Annotated in this window: 1 protein-coding gene and 1 pseudogene; one reads left to right on the forward strand and one right to left on the reverse strand. The window is 66.0% G+C overall.

Translation table 11 applies throughout. The annotated features are described in order from the left end of the window. Nucleotides 1-313 precede the first annotated feature (313 nt). Nucleotides 314-793, forward strand: a complete 480-nt coding sequence (locus ACIRS4_RS38585; protein ID WP_404204995.1) for a hypothetical protein — start codon at nucleotides 314-316, stop codon at nucleotides 791-793. A gap of 81 nt (nucleotides 794-874) precedes the next feature. Here the strand turns inward: ACIRS4_RS38585 and ACIRS4_RS38590 are convergent. Continuing rightward, nucleotides 875-1,095, reverse strand: a pseudogene (locus ACIRS4_RS38590) (catalase-peroxidase); the annotation flags it as partial.

Genomic DNA, 1,095 nt, shown 5'->3' on the forward strand with positions numbered 1-1,095 from the left:
GTTCCGCCACCCGTTGACGCCGATCCCGGATCCGTGGAGCAGCAGTAGGGGAGGGCCGTCTCCGGCTTCGTGGTAGCGCAGAACGCCTTTGTCCGTGGCGATTTCGCGTCGGGTGTTCTCGTATGTGACATCCACTCCACCACGATAGAACAGGTTTCACTTGTATGTCACCGATATGTCGGCAAAAGATCTATAGTCACATGCAGACATGCGTATGCGTTACTGTCCACTCGAAAGATCGTGGCCGACAACCCCGGCCACGACAGGGCGGGCCCGCTGGCATGATCGAAGTTCCACGGCGAAAGGGGAGGGCATGCCCACGGGAACGATCGGCCGAATCCAGCGGCTGCGCAGTCTGATCGAGCATCCGCGCACCGGTGCGGCCGAACGCGCGGCCGCGCAACGCATGCTGGATCGGATACTGGCCAAGACCGGTCGGTCCGCCGCACGCCCGGGGGAGCGCAGTTACGGTGCGCGCCACGCGCGTCCTGGTCGGCACGCGAGCCTGTCGCGCATCGCGGAGATGATCACCGAGGACATCGCGGTGCTGAACGCCGTGCACGATGCTCCGGACCAGCTCACCTACTCGGTGGAAGCCCCCGCCGAGGCGGGCATTCTGATCACCGTCGGCGCTGTTCCCCGCGAGTGGGCCACCGACGCAGACGGATTCGACTCCGCGGCCCTGCGCGTCCTGGTCGATGAACTCACCGATCTGATGAACGCCTACAACCACGAGGGCACCGATGTCGCGCGCCGTTTCATCGGCCGCGTCCGCACCGAGATCGTCGACTGAGCGATCCCCGAGACGCGCGATGCCCCCGAACCGGACGGTTCGGGGGCATCGTCTCAACCGGTCACACCGGCCGGATCAACCTCAGGCGAGGTCGAAGCGGTCCAGTTCCATGACCTTCGTCCAGGCCGCGACGAAGTCCTTGGCGAACTTCTCCTTGGAGTCGTCCTCGGCGTACACCTCGGCCAGGGCCCGCAGCTGCGAGTTGGAGCCGAAGGCGAGGTCGACGCGGGAGGCGGTCCACACGGTCTTGCCGGTGGCGCGGTCGGTGCCGACGTAGCTGCTGTCCTCGGAGTCGGCCGGAG

The sequence above is a fragment of the Streptomyces sp. NPDC101166 genome (assembly GCF_044768125.1).
Classification (GTDB): domain Bacteria; phylum Actinomycetota; class Actinomycetes; order Streptomycetales; family Streptomycetaceae; genus Streptomyces.

Coding starts and splice junctions, on each gene's coding strand:
- ACIRS4_RS38585 (WP_404204995.1), top strand. CDS start 314: ATGCCCACGGGAACGATCGGCCGAATCCAGCGGCTGCGCAGTCTGATC.